Source organism: Pantoea sp. App145, assembly GCF_047947045.1.
Classification (GTDB): Bacteria; Pseudomonadota; Gammaproteobacteria; order Enterobacterales; family Enterobacteriaceae; genus Pantoea.
In genome coordinates this window covers 3512452-3533155 of the sequence record NZ_CP133290.1, presented here as the reverse complement: position 1 = coordinate 3533155, position 20704 = coordinate 3512452, and the positions used below count along the sequence as shown (strand labels likewise).

General features: G+C 54.9%; 19 protein-coding genes and 1 tRNA gene. 9 read left to right on the top strand and 11 right to left on the bottom strand.

Annotated features, from left to right (window positions below):
* Position 1 precedes the first annotated feature (1 nt).
* The 4 genes from RCF31_RS16365 to RCF31_RS16350 all read left to right on the top strand — a co-directional run bounded on the left by RCF31_RS16365 (position 2) and on the right by RCF31_RS16350 (position 4348).
* Positions 2-904 carry a LysR substrate-binding domain-containing protein gene (locus RCF31_RS16365; protein ID WP_416411704.1) on the top strand — a complete coding sequence of 301 codons (903 nt, stop codon included), beginning with the start codon at positions 2-4 and terminating at the stop codon, positions 902-904.
* Positions 905-1034: 130 nt separating this feature from the next.
* Positions 1035-2027, top strand: coding sequence for a zinc-dependent alcohol dehydrogenase family protein (locus RCF31_RS16360; RefSeq protein WP_416411703.1), 993 nt, complete (start codon positions 1035-1037; stop codon positions 2025-2027).
* Between the two features lie 12 nt (positions 2028-2039).
* A complete protein-coding gene (locus RCF31_RS16355; RefSeq protein ID WP_416411702.1) occupies positions 2040-2915 on the top strand; it encodes an MBL fold metallo-hydrolase in 876 nt (291 codons plus the stop codon).
* 209 nt (positions 2916-3124) lie between these two features.
* The gene (locus tag RCF31_RS16350; protein WP_416411701.1) at positions 3125-4348 is read left to right on the top strand and encodes a hypothetical protein; all 1224 of its coding nucleotides are present in this window, start codon (positions 3125-3127) and stop codon (positions 4346-4348) included.
* A 73-nt stretch (positions 4349-4421) separates the two neighbouring features.
* On the opposite strand, the gene RCF31_RS16345 is transcribed toward RCF31_RS16350, so the two are convergent.
* Positions 4422-4497, bottom strand: a tRNA-Phe gene (locus RCF31_RS16345).
* A 223-nt stretch (positions 4498-4720) separates the two neighbouring features.
* Here RCF31_RS16345 and RCF31_RS16340 point away from each other — a divergent pair.
* Genes RCF31_RS16340 through RCF31_RS16325 form a run of 4 tightly spaced genes read left to right on the top strand, consistent with a single transcriptional unit; the run spans position 4721 to position 7613 of the window.
* Entirely contained in the window at positions 4721-5944 is a 1224-nt protein-coding gene (locus RCF31_RS16340) for a SpoIIE family protein phosphatase (protein WP_313689622.1), read from the top strand.
* 16 nt (positions 5945-5960) lie between these two features.
* Positions 5961-6512, top strand: a complete 552-nt coding sequence (locus RCF31_RS16335; protein WP_299459675.1) for a SiaB family protein kinase — start codon at positions 5961-5963, stop codon at positions 6510-6512.
* 7 nt (positions 6513-6519) lie between these two features.
* Positions 6520-6906: a DUF1987 domain-containing protein gene (locus RCF31_RS16330; protein WP_416411700.1), complete on the top strand. Its 387-nt coding sequence runs from the start codon at positions 6520-6522 to the stop codon at positions 6904-6906.
* Positions 6903-7613: a GGDEF domain-containing protein gene (locus RCF31_RS16325; RefSeq protein WP_299459669.1), complete on the top strand. Its 711-nt coding sequence runs from the start codon at positions 6903-6905 to the stop codon at positions 7611-7613. Before RCF31_RS16330 ends, RCF31_RS16325 begins: the two co-directional genes overlap by 4 nt.
* On the opposite strand, the gene mrdA is transcribed toward RCF31_RS16325, so the two are convergent.
* The 10 genes from mrdA to prfC all read right to left on the bottom strand — a co-directional run bounded on the left by mrdA (position 7610) and on the right by prfC (position 18827).
* On the bottom strand, positions 7610-9502 hold the full coding sequence (mrdA, locus tag RCF31_RS16320) for a penicillin-binding protein 2 (protein WP_299459666.1): 1893 nt from the start codon (positions 9500-9502) through the stop codon (positions 7610-7612). The genes RCF31_RS16325 and mrdA overlap by 4 nt on opposite strands.
* A gap of 159 nt (positions 9503-9661) precedes the next feature.
* Entirely contained in the window at positions 9662-10375 is a 714-nt protein-coding gene (gene deoD / locus RCF31_RS16315; protein WP_139810955.1) for a purine-nucleoside phosphorylase, read from the bottom strand.
* Between the two features lie 33 nt (positions 10376-10408).
* Positions 10409-11632 carry a phosphopentomutase gene (gene deoB / locus RCF31_RS16310; RefSeq protein ID WP_299459660.1) on the bottom strand — a complete coding sequence of 408 codons (1224 nt, stop codon included), beginning with the start codon at positions 11630-11632 and terminating at the stop codon, positions 10409-10411.
* A gap of 95 nt (positions 11633-11727) precedes the next feature.
* Entirely contained in the window at positions 11728-13050 is a 1323-nt protein-coding gene (deoA, locus tag RCF31_RS16305) for a thymidine phosphorylase (RefSeq protein WP_416411699.1), read from the bottom strand.
* A 64-nt stretch (positions 13051-13114) separates the two neighbouring features.
* Entirely contained in the window at positions 13115-13894 is a 780-nt protein-coding gene (deoC, locus tag RCF31_RS16300; protein ID WP_416411698.1) for a deoxyribose-phosphate aldolase, read from the bottom strand.
* A gap of 269 nt (positions 13895-14163) precedes the next feature.
* Positions 14164-14940, bottom strand: a complete 777-nt coding sequence (locus RCF31_RS16295) for a TatD family hydrolase (RefSeq protein ID WP_416411697.1) — start codon at positions 14938-14940, stop codon at positions 14164-14166.
* Positions 14937-15989 carry a patatin-like phospholipase family protein gene (locus tag RCF31_RS16290; protein ID WP_299459649.1) on the bottom strand — a complete coding sequence of 351 codons (1053 nt, stop codon included), beginning with the start codon at positions 15987-15989 and terminating at the stop codon, positions 14937-14939. Before RCF31_RS16290 ends, RCF31_RS16295 begins: the two co-directional genes overlap by 4 nt.
* Positions 15990-16134: 145 nt before the next feature.
* Entirely contained in the window at positions 16135-16296 is a 162-nt protein-coding gene (locus RCF31_RS16285; protein WP_013510475.1) for a DUF1328 domain-containing protein, read from the bottom strand.
* A gap of 66 nt (positions 16297-16362) precedes the next feature.
* The gene (gene osmY, locus RCF31_RS16280; protein ID WP_299459638.1) at positions 16363-16977 is read right to left on the bottom strand and encodes a molecular chaperone OsmY; all 615 of its coding nucleotides are present in this window, start codon (positions 16975-16977) and stop codon (positions 16363-16365) included.
* A gap of 260 nt (positions 16978-17237) precedes the next feature.
* A complete protein-coding gene (gene prfC / locus RCF31_RS16275; RefSeq protein WP_299459635.1) occupies positions 17238-18827 on the bottom strand; it encodes a peptide chain release factor 3 in 1590 nt (529 codons plus the stop codon).
* A 281-nt stretch (positions 18828-19108) separates the two neighbouring features.
* Between prfC and RCF31_RS16270 the strand changes: the two genes are divergently transcribed.
* Positions 19109-20683 carry a hypothetical protein gene (locus tag RCF31_RS16270; RefSeq protein ID WP_416411696.1) on the top strand — a complete coding sequence of 525 codons (1575 nt, stop codon included), beginning with the start codon at positions 19109-19111 and terminating at the stop codon, positions 20681-20683.
* Positions 20684-20704: the final 21 nt, after the last annotated feature.

Genomic DNA, 20704 nt, shown 5'->3' with positions numbered 1-20704 from the left:
CATGCGTGCGAATATGTTTGAGTATATGGACATCTTCATCCAGGTGGTTGAGCAGGGCAGCTTTACCAAAGCTGCCGATGTACTCCAGCTGCATCGCCCGGCAGTCAGCAAGGCGATTCAGCAACTGGAGGACGAACTGGGTGCCAAACTCATTCACCGCACCACGCGCAAACTGAGCGTGACCGCTGAAGGGGACGCGTTCTACCAGCGCGCCAGGCAATTAATGGCCGAAATGGGCGAGATGATGGCCAGCTTCTCGCCCACCCTGCCGCCACGTGGCCGTTTATTGCTGGATGTGCCGCTGTCGCTGGCGCACTGCCTGCTGATCCCCAACCTCGCCGCATTCAGGGCGCTTTACCCGGATATTGAGGTGGTACTGCTGTCGTCCGACAAAAAGACCGACCTGATCGCCGAAGGGGTGGATTGCCTGGTCAGGATCGGTGATTTAGCCGACTCCAGCTTTATCTCGCGCCGCTTAGGCGACATCCGCATGGTCACCTGCGCCGCACCCGCCTATATCGAAAAACACGGCATCCCCGCCACGCCAGACGATCTGTTGAGCCATCAGGCAGTTAACTTTTTCAGTGAACATAGCCGCGAAGTGATGGACTGGAAGTTTTATGTGGATGGCGTGATGGTTGCACGCCGGGCGGGCAGTAGCGTGCTGGTGGATAACTCAGATGTTTTGCTGTCGTGCGGGCTGGCGGGTCTCGGCATCATTCAGGCGACCCGGAACGCCCTGGCGCCGCATATCCAGGCCGGGCGTCTGGTGGAGGTGTTAACCGATTATCCTCCGGTCGCCAAACCGGTGTCGGTGCTCTACCCGGACCGGCGCTATCTTGCCCCTAAGGTACGCGTGTTTATTGACTGGTTCAGTGAGGTTTTTAGCCAGCATCCGCATTAAATGCGCCACCATTGTTACTGCATCAGTAACACTGAAGTTCCCCGGCGTTTATTTTTCGCCCGACGTTAACAACGTAGTCTGTAAACAGATGAATCTGGCATGTCGCCCGATTACCTGAAGAGATCTGCACATGACTAAAGTTGTTGTTTTCAACCGCACTGGCGGCCCCGAAGTGCTGGAAATTGTTGATGTTAACGTCGCGGCTCCGGCCGCAGGCGAAGTTCAGATTCGGGTACAGGCCATCGGTCTGAACCGCGCCGAAATCATGTACCGCACCGGTCAGTACGTTATTGAACCTGAGTTTCCGGCACGCCTTGGCTATGAAGCTGCGGGCATCGTGGCGGCGGTGGGTAGCGACGTTACGGATTTCGCCCTGGGAGATAAAGTCAGCGTCATCCCCTCATTTATGTTTAACCAGTACGCCATGTATGGCGAGGTCGTCAACGCGCCGGTTCACGCCGTGGTTAAACATCCGGAAAATCTTTCCTTCAAGGCAGCGGCGGCCAGCTGGATGATGTATGTCACCGCGTTTGGCGCGCTGATCGAATATGGCAACCTCAAAGCCGGTGAGCATGTAGTGATCCGCGCCGCCTCCAGCAGCGTAGGGCTGGCAGCGATTCAGATCGCCAATATGGTGGGAGCGATCCCCATCGCCCTGACCCGCACCAGCGAAAAACGGGAGCTGCTGATGCAGGCGGGAGCCGCCGCCGTGATCGCCACCGACGAACAGGAGATGGAAGAAGCGATTAATCACGCCAGCGCTTATCAGGGCATCAATATTGTGTTCGACCCAGTGGGTGGGCCTGATGTTGCCAGGCTGACGCGTGTGATGGCGAAAAACGGCCTCTATTTCCAGTATGGCGCGCTGGATAGCCGCGATTTACAGGTGCCGGTGTTTGATATTCTCGGCAAGCATCTGACCCTGCGGGGCTATGAACTCTTCGAAATCACCACCGATGCAGAAAAAATGGCACGGGCAAAAGCCTTTGTGACTGCGGGGCTGCGTTCCGGCCAGCTGCATCCGGTTATTGATAAAACCTTCCCGCTCGACCAGATTGCCGACGCGCAGCGTTATATGGAATCCAATGGTCAGGTGGGCAAAATTGTCGTCACGATAGCGTAAATGGAGCAGCATATGACTTTTCAACCCGGCTGGCAGGCACCTGCCATCAATCGTAAAAAAATCGGTGACATGACCGTCACCATGCTGAGCGATGGCTTTCTGGACGTTTCCTTTGAGCTGCTGTCAGGCATTGACGGTTCGCGCGCCGAAGCCTTGTTGCAGCGCCGTGGCGCGCCGATCGCCCCACGGATTAACATTAACGTTTACGTGGTGCAGACAGCGGATCGCACCATTCTGATCGACAGCGGTGCCGGAGGAATTAAGGGCTGGGGTGGACGATTACCGGTGGCACTGGCGGCGGCAGGCATTGACCCGTTGCAGATTGACACCATTTTGCTGACCCATTGCCACCCCGATCATATCGGCGGGCTGGCCGGTCCGTTGCAGACTCCGCTGTTCCGCAACGTGCAGCAGCTTTTTATTCATGAGAAGGAACTGGCATTCTGGCGCGATGAAACTATTGCGGCCAGCGCCCCCGATGGCTTCCGCCCCTACTTTGAACTGGCGAAAAATGCGTTTAACGCGTACGGCCAGCAGCTGGTACCGTTCCGTGAAGAAGCCATTCTGCCAGGTATCCAGGCGGTGCCGTTGTTTGGTCATACCCCCGGTCATACCGGCTATCTGCTGGGTGACGAACACGACTCGCTGCTGATCTGGGGCGACATCGTGCATTTCCCGCATATCCAGGTCACACAGCCGGAAGTCACCATCGCCTTCGACAGCGACCCGGTAGCAGCGGCGCAAATCCGCGGCAAACTGCTGGATCGCGCGGCCAGCGATAATCTTGCCGTCAGCGGTATGCACTTCAATCTGCCCACTACCGGTAAGGTGGTTCGGGAAGGGAATGGTTTTGCGCTGAATTACGATTTGTGGTCGCCGGTGCTGTGAAACTGTGATGTTTTGTCATGGCGCGATTTTTCGCGCCATCATTAATAATCAATACTGCATAAGCAACAGCAAGTTACCCTGTTTCCTTCCAATAATAGAATTCACACTCGTGCTCCTCTTTTTTATCTGACCTGCCTGATACTCGATATGGTGTCTTCAGATTGTACAAATACCCCTTTTTGTGCCAACTCAGCCATGAAGGAGCAACCATGAAAAAACATTCTTTCCTCTCTCTATGGGGATTGCTGATATTGACGCTACTGACGCAGGCGGCGATGGGTGCAGATCGCCCTGGTGCGACGATATCTATTGATCAGGATATCTGGATAAACCCTGACCTGCCGATTGGCACCATTACGCCTGCCATAACATCAGAAATCGTTCTTTATGCAGACAACGATTATGCTAAATATAACCTTTATGGCGTTGACTTCTTTAGTTATGGCCTGACTAGCGAAGAGTTATCATCACGGTCGAAACTTAGTGATTTTCTGCCCGCCACACCGCGATTTTTTTACCTGAAAACCGGAGAGGAAAGTGGCCACATAAACTCAGTCGATCGAGATGAGATTAATTTATTTTCTGAAAAATACGTATCAAAGTACCAAAAAGAAGGCGGTTATTATGTCGCCCATATTCCTATTGTATTCCAGCTTTTTAACGCTGATTACCATGGTAGTCACTATTTACTGGATTATATGAAGCAAAATGGAATCTATGATTTGCCAACCGGAAAGCAATTTTTTGCTGGCTTCTTCAATTATAAGGCCGAATTCAGAGCATCAAACGCACCAGGTACCGGGTATTTATATACGGAGCGTCCTGTGTTCCAGGGCGGTACGGTTCATTACGTTCCGACACTGAAAAGTGCGACTGCCTCTGGTGGCAATATCACCGGCGACATATATCTGTTAGCCGACAACAACATCCCAAAGGGGGGCTACGATTTGGTCAAAACCCCCGCCTCTACCAGCATCACGCTTACCTACACGGGTAATGATGCCCCTTCCGGCCTGCAGCTTTCCGTTGCAGATAAAACGATGAGCCGGTCATTTAGTATTACTACCACCAAATCCCTCATCCTGCCGCAACCCAGCACCAACACTTATCGCGAGGTGTATGAAACTGGTGCGCCTGGCATTGGCTATCGCCTGACCGGCAAAGGCGGCAAAACCCTGAGCCTGAAAGGGGAAGGAGTAACCATAGACACCGTCAATAAAACAGTGAAGGTGCCAGTGGAGCTGTGGTTTGTGGCAACCGGGGATATCAATTCCGGCACAAAAGCGCAATGGAACAACCTGGAGCTGGGGCGTCTGGTGCTGATAACCGGTAGCGGCAAAGATGCGGTAATGCACCTGGCATCGGAAGGCAGCCTGACGTACAGCGGTAAGGTATCCGCCAGCGCCCCACCATTAGGCTGTGATCCAGAATAAGTAACGCAAACAGGAATTATGAATGGACGATAAAACGCAAAAACCCAGCCATAAGGCTGGGTTTTCTGAATTTTGGTGCCCGAACCCGGAATCGAACCAGGGACACGGGGATTTTCAATCCCCTGCTCTACCGACTGAGCTATTCGGGCAACGGGGCGCATTAAACCCTAACCAGCCCGCACCGTCAAACGCTTTTCGGTGAAATGCGACTGACTGCCGTCTTTTACAGCAATCGGATAAAAAATCGCGCATTTTCGGCATTTCAGGCCATAAATTTACTGCGTCAAACCCAGTCTGCCATCACGCTGACATAAAAGTGTCACAGCGCTCGCGTACCCTAAGATTAATCTTAATTCATGCCAGACTTCCGCTATGCAGCTGCCCGATTTACGCGCTGGCCTTGCCGCACTGTCGAGCCGTTACCGCGCACGTTCGCTTTGCATTGCGGTGCCGTTCGTCACCCCTGCCAGCGATAACCTCGCCGTGATGACGCTGTTTACCGAACACAAAGACCTGATTGGCCTGCCAGTGGTCGAAGAGGGTCGTCCCTTCGGCATGATCAACCGCCACATTTTCCTGTCGCAAATGACGCGTCCCTTCTTCCGCGAGTTGTATGATCGGAAAAGCTGTATCGCCTTTATGGATAAACACCCGCTGGTAATCGATGCCGATACCCCGCTCGATCAGGTCGCGCAGCAGGTGGTGGCGAGTGGTGATAAGTCGGTGACCGATGGTTTTATCCTCACCGAAGCGGGCAACTATATTGGCATTGGTCTCGGCATTGATTTAATTCGCACCGTGTCGGATTTACAGGCACAGCAGCATCAGCAGATCCTACAAAGCATCGATTACGCGCGCGTCATTCAGGATGCCATGCTCGAACACTCCACCCAGCAAATGGCTTTACAGCTGGATGACTGGTGCCTGCACTGGCAACCGCGCGATGGCGTCGGTGGCGACTATTACGCTTTTCATCAGGATGAGCAGGGCTGGCTGGCACTGATAGCTGATTGCACCGGCCACGGCATTCCCGGAGCCTTTATGACGGTGATTGTGCAATCGGCGCTGGAAAATGCCCTGCAACAAAACCGCCGTTCACCGTCTGAGCTGTTACAGGCGTTAAACCGGCATATCAAGCAGACCCTGGGGCAGCTCAACGCCTCACAGCAGACTTCCCATTCGAATGACGGTTGTGATGCCATCGCATTGCGGCTGGATACGCAGCAGCATCAACTCAGCTGGGCCAGCGCGCGTATGCATGCCTTATTGCAACCCGCCACCGAGGCTGCCGAAACCCTGGCCGCTGACCGCACCGGCGTGGGCTATACCGATACGCCGCTGGATTATGTCTGGACAGAACATCAGCGCACGCTGATACAAGGCGACATGCTGCTGGTGATGACCGATGGCGTCACCGACCAGCCCGGTGGTGAACGGCAGATTATGTTTGGCAAAAAACGTATTCAGGCCCTGGTGAGCCACTATCAGACTCTGCCGATGAGCGAACTTTCTTTGGCATTTCAGCAGGATTTTCTCCACTGGCAAGGCAACCAGCCGCGACGCGATGACGTCACCTGGTTTGGCTTCCGTTATTAACCGAGTCGTAAACATCATGAATCACGAGTCGCACGCCAGCGTCGCATCGCCGGACCAGGTGGCACTGCATTACACCGGTTTTTTTTCGCCACAGAACATCACGGCGATGGGCGAGGTGATTAAAGTCTTTCTCGAAAACCAGCAGGCACCGGTAAAGGTGCGTCGTCGCCTGTTTTCCAGCTTTGTCGAGATTGTGCAGAACATTTTGCGTTACTCACAGGACAGTCGCGCCCTGAGCCATGAAGAACAGGATTTCCGCTTTGGCACCGTTTGTCTGCGCGTAGATGGCGACAACTACGTGCTGGAGAGCAGCAATCTGGTCGATCAGGCCGCCTGCGACCAGTTGCGTTACTGGCTCGATATGCTGCGCGCCATGAGTGACGAAGAGATCAAACAGGCGTATCGGGTGGGTCTGCGCAGTGAAAGCCCTGCCACCAGCAAAGGGGCAAATATTGGTTTACTGACGCTGGCACGTGATGTCAGCGAACCGCTGGAGTATGAATTGCGTCCGCTGGAGACCAGCGATTTCGCGACGTTTTGGCTGAAAGCTACCATTCACCAGGATTGATGTTGTTATGCAAAACCTTGTTATCGCTGCGACAGACAGCACCCCCGACGTTGACTTCAATTTTGCCGATCGCCTGTTTTCCCTGCGCGGTGAATCCTGGCCGGAGAATGCCGCCGCCTTTTATCGCCCGCTGCTGGATGCACTGGAAAGCTGGACCCCGGATAGCCAGGGCCAGCTTACGGTCAATATCGCCCTGCGCTACTTCAACAGCTCCAGCACCAAGATGCTGTTCAGCCTGTTCGATTTGTTCAACCAGCTGGCGCAGGATGGGCAGACGGTGGAGCTGAACTGGTTCTATGATGCGGAAGATGATGTTTCTGAGGAATTTGGTCAGGAACTGGCGCTGGACTTCACCGAACTGCAAGTGCAATTGCAGGCGGAAATGCCCTCATGATGGACCTCAATGAGCTGTTCCGCGAAGAGAGCGAAGTGCTTAATCGCTCACAGGATGTGGCGGCTCAGACCTCACTCAGCGCCGAGGACTATCGCGATGCGCTGCTGAGGCTTAATCGCCATTATCAACGTCTGATGCGCGATACCTATCGGTTGATTTCGCGCAGTGACCGCGCAGAACGCGAACTGAACCGCGTCAATGAACAGCTCAACCGGCTGGCGCAGGAGCTGGAATATAAAGCCACCCATGACCCGCTGACGGCGGTGTGGAACCGCAGCGCCATTATTCAACGCATTACCCATACGCTGACCAGTGGCCCGGCAGCGCTGATTATTCTCGATATCGACCACTTCAAGAAGATCAACGATGAGTTCGGTCATCCGATGGGCGATAAAGTGATTTGCGAACTGGTGTCGCGCGTGCAAGCGCACTGCCCGGCGGAAGCCAGTATTGGCCGTATCGGTGGCGAAGAGTTCACCGTGCTGCTGCCCTTTTTCCGGCTGTCCGACGCCGTAATTGTGGCGGGCGCAATTCACGCCTCGCTCAATGCCTCGCCGCTGGCAATACTGCCCGGCCAGCTGGTGACCGCCAGCCTCGGCGTCAGCTATGGCAAGCCGGGTTCCGATTTCGAAACCCTCTACAACAACGCCGACGCCGCCCTGTATGACGCCAAACACCACGGCCGTAACCGGGTGTTCTTTCGTTAGTGCGCCGCTGGCGCGTTGGCGTTATTGGCCGTTTCCAGTGGTACGGCTGGTGGCGGCAGGAAGATATGGTCGAGAATGTTGCGCATCACTGGCGCAGCGGTAATCCCTTCATTGCCCCCGTTCTCCAGAATCAACGCCACCGCCACTTTAGGATCGTTAAACGGCGCAAAGGCGGTATAGAAGATATGGTCGCGCAGGCGGACTGGAATCATCTTCGCGTTATAAGTCTGGTTCTGCTTGAGGCTAAACACCTGTGAAGTACCACTTTTCGCCGCAATGCCATACGGTGCGGTGTGGAAGTATTTGTAGCCGGTACCGTTTGGCGCATTCGCCATGCCAAACATCGCATGACGCACCAGCGACCAGTACGGCGATTTCGGATCGCCAATTTGCGGCTGCGGTTCTTTGGGCTGATACGGTTGCTGTAGGGTGCCGAGCTGCACTTTCTCCAGCAGATGCGGATTGATGACCCGACCATTGTTGATCAGCGCCACCAGCGCTTTCACCATCTGAATCGGTGTGGCAATCCAGTAACCCTGACCAATGCCCACCGAAACGGTATCGCCCTGATACCAGCCCTTTTTATGCACCTTCTGTTTCCATTCGCGGCTGGGCAGTAATCCGGCGTACTCTTCGTTCAAATCGATGCCGGTGGGTTTGCCGTAGCCAAACTGGCTGAGCATATGATGGATACGGTCGATGCCCATCATAAACGCCACCTGATAGAAGAAGGTGTCGGCGGATTCCTCAATCGCGCGTGTCACATCCAGCATGCCGTGACCACTTTTTTTCCAGTCACGGTATTTGCGGTCGGTACCGGGCAGCGTCCAGGTCGGTGCGCCAAAGAAGGTGGTTTGTGGTGTGATCACCCCGGTCAGCAACGCCGACATCGCCATATAAGGCTTCACGGTTGAGGCCGGCGGATACAGCCCCTGGGTCACGCGGTTAATCAGCGGCAGGTTCTTATCCTGCAACAGGGTTTTATACGCCTGATAGCTGATGCCTTTTACAAACGGGTTGGGATCATAGCTGGGGCTGGAAACCATCGCCAGCACGCTACCATCGTGCGGATCTTCAATCAGCACCGCCGCGCGCTGGCCCACCAGCTGGCTTTCAACGTACTGTTGCAGGTGCAGATCGAGGGTCAGATAGATATTCTTTCCAGCCACCGGCGGCACTTCTTTCAAGACCCGCACGATGCGGCCATGGTTATCGACTTCCACTTCCTGATAACCGGTTTTACCGTGCAGCACCGATTCGTAATAGCCTTCAATGCCCTGCTTACCGATATTGTGGTCAGCGGCGTAGTTCTCGCCCACACCCTCTTCGTTCAGGCGTTTGAAATCGTTATCGTTGATTTTCGAAACGTAACCCACGACGTGCGCCAGATCGGCCCCATAGGGGTACTCACGATCCTGATAGGTATCAATGCTGACGCCGGTGAATTTGAACTGGTTAACCGAGAAACGGGCGACCTGCTCATCGGTGAGCTCTTCCTTCAGCACCACCGGTTTATAGCGGCTGTTTTGCTTGAGGTTCTTCCAGAAAGTGTCGATCTCTTCCGGGGTTAAATCAACGATCGGCGTCAGTTCGGCGATGGTCGCCTTCATATCGTCGATTTTGTACGGTGTCAGCAGGATGTCGTACCAGGTGACATTGCGCACCAGCGGAATACCGTTGCGATCGTAGATCAAGCCACGCGTCGGTGCGATGGGGATCATTTTGATGTCGTTTTCGTTGGATCGCGTCTGGTAATAGCTATGCTGCTCAACCTGGATACGGTAGAGGTTAACGCCAAGAATAGTGAAACAAATCACTACCAGGGTAAAAGCCACGATCGCGCGGCGAATAAACAGTTTTTCTTCGGCTTCGAAATTACGGAAATTCATCAGGGGGGCTTAGTCTCTTCGTTATCCCGCTAATGATAGGGAGAGATAGCGTCAGAGCCAGCAGGAAGATGCACAAGCCTGGGTAAAAGTGTGTCAGATGTTTTCCGTAACGGCGCGATAAATCACACCGTTACGGTATAAGCGATGTTCAGCGGGAAATTAATCCCCCAGCAACACCGATTCCAGCGCGATCTTGATCATATCGTTAAAGGTGGTCTGACGCTCAGCGGCGGTGGTCTGCTCGTGAGTACGGATATGATCCGACACAGTACAGATCGCCAGCGCTTTGGCACCAAACTCCGCAGCCACGCCGTAGATACCCGCCGCTTCCATCTCAACACCGAGGATGCCGTACTTTTCCATCACGTCGAACATTTGCGGGTCCGGCGTGTAGAACAGGTCAGCAGAGAAGATGTTACCCACGCGCGCGTCCACACCGAGCGCTTTGGCCGCATCGACTGCGTTACGCACCATATCGAAATCCGCAATCGCCGCGAAATCGTGATCTTTGAAACGCATCCGGTTCACTTTGGAATCGGTGCAGGCACCCATACCAATCACCACATCACGCAGTTTCACGTCCGCACGCACCGCACCGCAGGAGCCAACACGGATGATTTTCTTCACGCCAAAATCGGTGATCAATTCTTTGGTGTAGATCGAGCAGGAAGGGATGCCCATACCGTGCCCCATCACCGAAATTTTGCGACCTTTGTAGGTTCCGGTGTAGCCCAGCATGCCGCGTACGTTGTTCACTTCAACCGCATTTTCGAGGAAGGTTTCTGCAATGTGCTTCGCACGCAGCGGATCGCCCGGCATCAGAACCACGTCCGCGAAATCACCCATTTCTGCATTAATATGAGGCGTTGCCATCGTTATTTTCCTTATTAAAAATTGGTCGCTGTTTTACAGCATGCTTTTGCCGTAGTCCATGCTGGACAGGCCGAAATAATGCGCGATTGTCTGGCCGATATCGGCAAAGGTGTCGCGATAGCCAAGGGAGCCAGGTTTCACCTTCGGTCCGTAAATCAGTACCGGAATGTGCTCACGCGTATGTTCGGTGCCCTGCCAGCTAGGGTCACAGCCGTGGTCGGCGGTGAGGATCAGAATATCATCCTCCTTCACCTGCGCCATCAGCTCCGGCAAACGGCGGTCGAACAACTCCAGCCCACCGGCGTAACCGGCGATATCACGACGATGGCCCCAGGTAGAGTCAAAATCGACGAAGTTGGTGAACACAATCGACTGATCCGGCGCTTTTTTCATCTGCTCGATGGTGGCATCAAACAGCGCATCCAGCCCGGTGGCTTTCACTTTTTGCGTGATGCCCTGCTGTGCGTAGATATCCGCGATTTTACCGACAGAAATCACTTCACCGCCCTTCTCGTCCACCAGCTTTTTCAGCATCGTCGCTGACGGCGGCTCCACGGCGAGATCGTGACGGTTACCGGTACGCTCGAAGTGACCGGCTTTGTCGCCCACAAACGGACGCGCAATCACACGGCCAATGTTGTAGCCGCCTTCGGTCAGTTCTTCGCGGGCGATTTCACACAACGCGTACAGACGTTCGAGGCCGAAAGTCTCTTCGTGACAGGCAATCTGGAACACTGAATCCGCAGAGGTATAGAAAATCGGCTTGCCGGTTTTCATATGCTCCTCGCCGAGCTGGTCAAGAATCACCGTACCGGACGAGTGGCAGTTGCCGAGGTAACCGGGCAGATCAGCTCGCTGCACCAGTTTATCCAGCAATTCCTGCGGGAAGCTGTTCTCTTTATCGGTGAAGTAACCCCAGTCAAATAACACCGGCACACCGGCAATTTCCCAGTGGCCCGACGGCGTATCTTTACCGGATGAGAGTTCGCTGGCGTAAGCATAAGCCCCGATAATCTCTGCGCTGGCGTCCAACCCCGGCGGGAAACGCCCGGTTGAGAGTTCAGCGGCTTTGCCCAGCCCAAGTGCCGTGAGGTTTGGTAAGTGTAGCGGCCCTGTGCGGCCTTCATTGGCCCGGCCTTCGAAGCACGCTTCGGCGATATGGCCGAGCGTATCCGATCCTTCATCGCCGAACTTAGCGGCGTCTTTGCTGGAGCCGATCCCAAAGGAGTCGAGAACCATAATAAAAGCACGTTTCATGCAAGTCTCCTGCGCAACTGCGCGATGACAAGTCAAAAAAAAGCGATCAGATCAGTATACCCGAACGGCTATTGCCTGGCACGCACCGGGCGCAACTATTCGCTGATGCGGCGATACACCACCGGTGTCTCTGCCGGGGCTTTATCGCTGAGGGTGATGGCCGCTTTCACCGCCTGTGCCGCCTGCTGCCACTGCGCTTCCGACGCAGCATGGATCACCGCCAGCGGGCGCTGCGCATCGACAGGCGTACCGAGAGTAATCATCTCGCTCAGGCCGACGCTGTAATCAATGTTGTCACTGGCGCGCTGACGTCCGCCGCCAAGCGCCACTACTGCCATACCGAGAGCGCGGGTATCCATGGCGCTGACGATTCCCGGACGATCGGCATACACCGCTTTGCTCAGCATCGCCGCAGGCAGATAGTGATCCATGCGGGCGATAAAATCGGTCGGGCCTTTCTGTGCCGCCACCATGCGACCAAAGACCTCTGCCGCCTGGCCGTTATCCAGTACCCGCAGCAGCTGTTGCCGGGCTTCAGCCTCGTTAGCCGCCAGCCCACCGGAGATCAACATGTCGCTACATAACGCCAGTGTCACTTCCAGCAGACGGGGATTACGCGCTTCACCGGTGAGGAATTGCACCGCCTCGCGCACTTCCAGCGCATTACCGGCAGTGGACGCCAGTACCTGATTCATGTCAGTCAGCAACGCGGTGGTTTTGCACCCAGCGCCATTGGCAACGCCGACAATTGCCTGCGCCAGTTGTTCCGAGGCTTCGAAGGTCGGCATAAAGGCCCCGCTGCCGACTTTAACGTCCATCACCAGCGCATCCAGCCCTTCCGCCAGCTTTTTCGCCAGGATCGAAGCGGTGATCAGCGGGATCGAATCAACGGTGGCGGTGATATCGCGTGTGGCGTAAAAACGCTTGTCCGCCGGTGCCAGCGAGTTGGTCTGGCCGATGATCGCTACACCGTTTTGTTTGATGATCTCGCGAAAACGATCGTCGCTCGGGAAGATGTCAAAACCAGGGATCGCTTCCAGTTTATCCAGCGTACCGCCGGTATGGCCGAGGCCACGGCCGGAGATCATCGGCACGTAACCGCCACAGGCGGCGATCATTGGGCCAAGCATCAGCGAGGTAACATCGCCCACGCCACCGGTAGAGTGCTTATCAACAATCGGCCCGTTCAGGTTGAGTGCCTGCCAGTTCAGCACTGTACCGGAATCGCGCATCGCCATGGTCAGGGCGACACGTTCGGCCAGCGTCATGTCGTGGAACCAGATGGTCATCGCCAACGCGGCGATTTGCCCTTCTGAAACGCTGTTATCTCGCACCCCGTTGATAAAAAAGCGGATTTCCGCCTCACTCAGCTCGTGGCCATCGCGTTTTTTGCGAATAATTTCTTGTGGCAGGAACAAGGTCGCCTCCCCGGCAGAAAAGCGCGCGATAAATCGCGCCGCTACGAATCGCAGAAATGAATAATCAGTACCCGGCTTTACCTGCCGTGGTGGCATGGCCCAGGGTGTTGAGCAGGCTCGCCAGCAGGCTGGACGCACCAAAGCGGAAATGACGCGCATCTGCCCAACCTGCGCCAAGAATATCGTCGGCCAGTTGCAGATAATGTGCTGCGTCTTCAGCGCTACGCACCCCGCCCGCCGGTTTGAAGCCGACCTGCTGCTGCACGCCTTTATCGCGGATCACGCTCAGCATGATCGCTGCTGTTTCTGGCGTGGCGTTGACAGGCACCTTACCGGTGGACGTTTTGATAAAGTCGGCTCCGGCATCGATAGCAATCTCGGAGGCCGCACGGATCAACGCGGGATCCTTCAGTTCACCACTTTCGATGATCACTTTCAGCAACACGCCCGCTTCGTCGCAGACGTCTTTACACGCCTTCACCAGATCAAAACCGATCTGACGGTTACCCGCCATCAGCGCACGATACGGGAACACCACATCGACCTCGTCTGCCCCGTAAGCGATCGCTGCACGGGTTTCCGCCAGAGCAATTGCCAGATCGTCGTTGCCATGCGGGAAGTTGGTCACCGTGGCGATACGGATCTCCGGCGTGCCTTGCTCACGCAGCGCTTTGCGCGCCACCGGGATAAAACGGGGATAGATACAAATCGCGGCAGTGTTACCTGCAGGGGATTTCGCCTGATGACACAGGGCAATCACTTTTTCGTCGGTGTCGTCATCATTCAGCGTGGTCAAATCCATCAGTTGCAGCGCGCGCTGCGCCGCAGCGGTGATATCAGTCATGGTACTCTCCAGTGATCAGCCTGACGGATTACCCCCGCCAGAGAATGTGATAATTCTAACAACTCATGTGATAGCGAATTCGATCATGCGTCACATGAAAAAAGAAAACCGTGAAGATAATACATTTACTTAGTGACAAAAATCACAAAATAACCCATACCCAACGCAAAACTGCGCAGAGATGGCATTGTGACTATTATCACATTTATCCAGCGAAATGTGTCAGTGTCGCCCTATTAATGTAGTCAATTCAGACAAGCCACGCAGGCTCAGGCAGGAAGGTTAAAGACGCGCAGGCTGTTTTGCCACAGCGCGCTGGCAATGACATCGGCAGGTTCAGGACGCAGCTGGCACAGCACATCAAATACCAGGCGCGCACGTTCGGGGCGATTGGGTTCTCCCTGATAACCATTGAGCGGCATATCGGGCGCATCGGTTTCCAGCAGCAGGGCATCCAGCGGCAGTTCGGCGATGGTATTACGGGTTTTGCTGGCGCGTTCATAGGTAATGGTGCCACCCACGCCGATAGCGTAACCCAGCTGAATAAAACGCTGTGCCTGTTGCAGGCTACCGGCAAAACCGTGCACCACGCCACGCCGTGGCAGATCGTGGCGACGCAGATGTAGCGCCAGCTGATCGTGGGTGCGACGCGAATGCAGGATCACCGGCAGATCATACTGTTTTGCCAGCTTCAGTTGCCCATCCAGCAATCGGGTTTGTTTGTCGAACTGCGGATCGTCCATATAAAGATCGAGACCGATCTCTCCCAGCGCCACGCGTTTTGTATCCGGCTGGCGCAGGTGTTCGGCCAGTTGATCAACATGTGCATCCTGGTGCACGGCTATCTGGATCGGATGCAGTCCCAGCGCGGCATACAGCGCCAGATGCTGCTGCGCCAGCTCGCTGACGAGGGCAAACCGGCTGGCATCGACGCTCGGCACAATGATCCGTTCTACCCCTGCCTGTGCAGCGCGCTGGATGCTCGCCTGCGCATCATCCACGAACGGTGGGAAGTCGAAATGACAGTGGGTATCGATAAATCTCATGCCAAAGAACCTGCATCATAATCCGCATCGTTACCGGCCAGCGGAGGCGTGCTGACCTCGCGGTTATCCGGCGCATTCGCCACCGCAGCAGGGGGCGTCACCGTAGTATGCCGCACAAACGGCTCGGCATCACTCAGCCACTGGCCGAGTGTGGCGAGGAAATAACGGCCACAGCGCCGTCCCAGATGATAGTCCTGATTCAGCGACGCAATCCGGCTCCCCAGTGCATTACTCGCCAGCGGTTTCGGAGGAAAGATCTCAATGATGCGCAAATCGCCTGGTGGCTGCTCGATAAACTGCTGGATGTCGTGATAGCTCTCTTCATGCTGATGCAGGATATTGATCATCGGCTGCAAGGCGCTGTCACTGAGCCAGCGCTCCATACGCTTGATCCACTTTGGCGTGTACGACATCTGAGAAGGCACGGTGCGGATCACCACCACGGTATCGGCCCCTCGTCTGGCGGCTTCACGTACCGGGATCGCATCGCTGATCCCGCCATCGAGATAGCTGATCCCGTCCATTTCCACCCCGCTGCGATAAAAACCCGGAATGGCACTGGAGGCTTTGATGATATCGAGCCAGGTGGAACGGGTGGGATTAAAATAGTGCGCACTGTAATCGTCGCTGCGACAGGCACACATATAAAATTCGCTCCCTTTGGCAAACAATCCCTCTGCGGTATTCATCGCCAGCGGTAGCTCCTGACAGGTGATGTCCACCAGCCAGTCGAGATCAATCAGATGTCCGCCGCGCACAAAACGCACCGGATCGAAGAACAGTTTACTGGTGGTGTAACGGGTGATCACCCGCCGCGCATAGCCCGGTTGTGCGCAGACAAACGCCGACAGATTTTGCGCACCGGCCGAGGTGCCCAGCATCAGATGAAAAGGATTGAAGTTCGCGCGCTGAAACTCATCCAGCACGCCGGCGGTAAAGATACCGCGTTGTCCGCCGCCTTCGCAGACCAGCGCAATTTTGTTCGCTTTGAAAGGCGTGAGCGCCAATGGCTCGATGGTTCCCAACGTGACCGGGATGCGTATACCCAAGATGTGTCCCTCAGCGGTTCTTTCTCTGAGGGGTGCTTAAGCGCAGAATCGCCACCGCCAGCAACCCGGAGAACCAGTCATTATGATGCCCTGACTGGCCTCCGCTTCAGACTATTGCCGGGAGAGCGAAAGTTGACACGAAGTGTCAGGGTCGTTTACGCCCGGTAAACAGGCTGATGAGGAACAGAATAATACCGACAATAAAGACAATTTTAGCTGCCCATGCTGCCGTACCCGCCAGACCGCCGAATCCTAACGCCGCAGCGATCAGAGCGATCACCAAAAAGATAATACCCCAACGAAACATAAGCCTCTCCTTACCATAGTGAAAATCGAACTGCTTATACCTTCCATACTTCCCGCTGCAGGCGCGTTAAGATTTGACTGTCAGGTCATTCTTCACACTTTTCACGCCTTCAATGGCTTTCGCGATTTTCTCTGCACGATCTGACTGTGCCTGATTCGCGACAGTACCGGACAACTGCACCACCCCATCGGTGGTTTCCACTTTCACGTCACGTGATGGCACGATGTCGTCCGCTAAAAGTTTAGCTTTGATTTCACTGGTGGTTGCCGCATCACCGGCATAACCTTTCAGCGAAGCGGTTTTGCTGTCTTTAACGTGCAGCTTGTCACTGACGGATTTAACCCCTTCAACTTTCTGCACCACGGCGACGGCTTTTTCCGCCTGGTCCTGCGAACTGACAAAACCGCTGAGCGTCACCACACCCTGATGCGTTTTCACTGAGATATCCGTGCTTTTTATTGCTTCATCATCCACCAGTGCCGCTTTCGCTTTGGCGGTGATGCCGCTGTCATCCATAAACCCACCGACTTTTTTCATAGAACTATCGATTTTCGCACCTGTGCTGTCGGCCGTTGCCTGCGCTTTCTGCGACAGGGATTCATCAGCCAGCGCTGCACCACTCATCAGAGCGGAACCCGCCAGTGCAACAATCAGGGTTTTGGCAATCTTAGTCTTAATCATCGATATCATCCTTCTATCAGTTAACCCATCCGCAACCGCGAATGCGCCAGCAACAAACGGCGTTGCTGCGTTGATGGACGTAATGAAACCTGGTGGTCTCTTTTCTCGTCCGACAGGATAATCATAGACGGGATTGGGGGGTTTGCCGGTTTTTGTGGTTGATATCTCGCCAAAAAGCGAGAAAAGCAGCGTTTTTAAGAGGAGTCTGGAAGGGAAAAACAGGGCCAGTGAAAACCACAGGCCCTGATAAAAAACGACGATTAATGCTCGCGCGTTTTACGGAAGGTCACGTCAGGATAGCGTTCCTGAGTGATATTGAGGTTAACCATGGTCGGGGCGATATAGGTGAGGTTGTCACCACCATCCAGCGCGAGGTTGATTTCATTTTTGCGTTGAAATTCATCGAATTTCTTCACATCGTTGCACTCAACCCAACGCGCGGTCGACACGTTGACCGATTCATAAATCGCTTCAACGTTGTATTCGCTTTTCAGGCGCGCCACCACCACGTCAAACTGCAGCACACCCACCGCACCAACGATCAGATCGTTGTTATGTACCGGTCGGAATACCTGTACCGCACCTTCTTCTGACAGCTGCACCAACCCCTTCAGCAACTGTTTCTGCTTCAGCGGATCGCGCAGACGAATACGACGGAACAGTTCCGGAGCGAAGTTCGGAATACCGGTGAACTTCATGTTCTCGCCCTGGGTGAAGGTGTCGCCAATCTGAATGGTGCCGTGGTTATGCAGACCGATGATATCGCCAGGATAGGCTTCTTCCACGTGCGAACGGTCACCTGCCATAAAGGTCAGCGCGTCGGAGATCACCACATCTTTACCGATACGTACCTGACGCAGCTTCATGCCCTTTTCATACTTGCCGGACACCACACGCATAAAGGCCACGCGATCGCGGTGTTTCGGGTCCATATTGGCCTGAATTTTAAATACAAAGCCGCTGAATTTCTCTTCTTTAGCTTCCACAATGCGCGTGTCGCTATGACGCGGCATCGGGGCTGGCGCCCAGGAAACCAGGCCATCAAGCATATGGTCAACGCCAAAGTTACCCAACGCAGTACCGAAGAACACCGGGGTGATTTCGCCAGCCAGGAACAACTCTTCGTCAAATTCGTTAGATGCGCCCTGCACCAGCTCCAGCTCGTCACGCAGCTGTTGCGCCAGGTCTTCACCCACCGCTTTGTCGAGATCCGGGTTGCTCAGCCCTTTAACGATGCGCACTTCCTGAATGGTATGCCCCTGGCCGGTCTGATACAGGTAGGTTTCATCGTTGTAGAGATGATAAACGCCTTTAAACAGCTTACCGCAGCCGATAGGCCAGGTAATCGGCGCACAGGCGATCTTCAGCTCGTTCTCGACTTCATCCAGCAGCTCCATCGGATCGCGGATATCACGGTCAAGTTTGTTCATAAAGGTGATGATCGGCGTATCACGCAGACGGGTCACTTCCATCAGCTTACGGGTACGATCTTCAACACCTTTGGCGGCATCGATCACCATCAGACAGCAGTCCACCGCCGTCAGGGTACGGTAGGTATCTTCCGAGAAGTCTTCGTGCCCCGGGGTATCCAGCAGGTTGACCAGGCTGTCGCGATAAGGGAACTGCATCACCGAGGTGGTGATGGAGATACCACGTTGTTTTTCCATCTCCATCCAGTCGGATTTAGCGTGCTGATTGGAGCCACGGCCTTTTACCGTACCTGCGGTCTGGATCGCCTGTCCGAACAACAGAACTTTTTCGGTGATAGTGGTTTTACCGGCGTCCGGGTGCGAAATGATCGCGAAGGTACGGCGGCGCGCCACCTCTTGTAAAAAGGGAGCATTAGACATGAATGAAATCTTCTCAAAGGGCAACGCGCTCATCACGCGCTGCGAATAAATCAGGGTGGCCGGTAGCAACTCCGGCGGATAAACGGAACCCGCGGTGACGCAAGGGCATCTCATCGCGGCAGACCAGGCACGTTTTACATTGGCGGCAGTTCCGGTTATCCCGTCAGCATTAAGGCGGCATAGCATACAATATTTCGGCGGAGTGGGGAATCTGAGCGCTATCCGCAGCGAAACGAAGCGGGGTTCTATAATTATCCTTTATCCCCTGCGACGGAATCGCCATGTTTATCACCGCCACAACATCCCCATTCAGTCCCGGTACCACCGGGATAACGGATCAAACATCGTTTACCGCCACCATAACCGGGGTGGAACAGAGCCATCAGCGTCTGTTTATGTCTCAGTTACGAACGCGAGCAAAGATTCACGGCAACGCCTGCCTCGACGCGTTAAAAACCCGGTTTGCGGTTTACTGGGCAAAAGTACCCGCACAGGGCAACATCGTGAACCGGGTGGAGGCATTGCTGTTTCAGTTTGAGCGGCAGGATCTGATGGGGATCACCGCGCGCGAGCTGCGGGAAGTATTGCAGGAAAATAATCTCAAGGTGAACATCACCACCGTCAGTAGCGCACTGGGCACGGCCAGGGTGGTGGTCCCCCCGTCGGTTCAGCAGTGGATAGATACGCACCGGGACAAAGCCTGCCACAAACCCGGTACCCAGGCCTGGCTAAAAAGCCTGCTGGACCTGGATGGGTGCCCGGATCTGAAGCCATCGGTGATGCGGCTTGCCCTGCTGAAGGCTGGCGTTAACATTGCCACCACCATGCTGAGTGACGTGGCAATGACGGCCAAAGCGAATGTCTCCGCCCGGCACGAGGCACTGATTAAAAGCCTGTGGGCCGGCTTCGCGGAGGAAGAGTGTCTGATGAGCAAGCTGGTGATGCTACTGCGCCTGCCTGAATATCAGCAACTGGCATTGACCGTAAGACAACTCCAAATCGCGCTGGGTAAAACAGGCGTGACCGTAAGCCGCGAAACGATGATCAGCGCCAGAGCTGCCTTCAGGAGCAAAATTACCGTACAACAGCAGGCATGGTTTGATGCCAACCGCGCCATGTTCACCGGTTACACCCTGGGGGATAAGATAGAAAACCTGCTGCGCCAGGGTAAGCATCCCCCAATGATGCCAGCACAGCTATGGAACATGCTGCGTAATGCCGGTGAACAGGTCAGTTTTGCGATGGTGCGCCAGGCGATGAGGGGGGCCAAAGCTGCTGCCAGCCTGGTTGTGACAGCAGATCAGGAACAGGTGATTATTGCGGCCTGGAATCGGCTGAACAAAAGCAATATCAGTCTGGTGAAACTGCTGGGCACGATCCTAATCCAGCATGGGCATCTGGGGATCACTTCCGTGCATCTGAAACAGGCACTGAACAGAGCCGATATTTCCGTCAGCAATGTCGCGCTGGGGCTGGCACTGGCTGCCGCCAAAGCCGCCCTCACGCCAGAAGAACTCAGCCTGATCAGGCCACTCTGGGCCAACATCAATCGTGAGAAAATGATGGAGTTTCGCATCCGTGATTTGCTGGCCCAGAGCGGTATGCCGCAGGAGATAACCCCATCAAAACTACAACGCATCATGTGGGAGGCTGGCGAAGATATCTGTATCAAGACCTGTATCAATGCAATCAATAGCTTAGGCTCAGGGCCTGCGGTGCCTCCCCGGAAATGCACTCTCACCGCTGAAGATCAGGAGTTAGATGACATCCTCGATATGGCGCTGGAAATGGACGCCACCCTCACCGGAAACCAGCATATTGCCTCCGACGATAGTCGCTGGATCGGGGTTCTATAATTCGCTTATCTCTACACTCTC